Annotated in this window: 1 protein-coding gene; it reads right to left on the reverse strand. The window is 31.1% G+C overall.

Annotated features, from left to right (window positions below; translation table 11 throughout):
• A partial coding sequence (locus FDW96_RS12755; RefSeq protein WP_305764173.1) for a histidine kinase dimerization/phospho-acceptor domain-containing protein occupies nucleotides 1-209 on the reverse strand: 209 nt, incomplete at both ends.

The raw sequence follows: 209 nt of genomic DNA on the forward strand, positions 1-209 counted from the left end.
ACGTTTATTTTTTCCATATTTATTGGCTGCATATTATACTCTAATTTAGAAGCTAGATTAAGATCTTTAATTAAATTTTTCATTTTTTCACTTTGTCTTAGGATAATATTAACTTTATGTTGTTCGTCTAGTGAAAGAGAAGGGTTACTTTCTAGTTGTCCAGCGTACCCCATAACCATAGAAAGTGGTGTGCGAATATCATGCGAAAC

Source organism: Citrobacter sp. TBCS-15, from assembly GCF_005280815.1.
Taxonomy (GTDB): Bacteria; Pseudomonadota; Gammaproteobacteria; order Enterobacterales; family Enterobacteriaceae; genus Citrobacter; species Citrobacter werkmanii.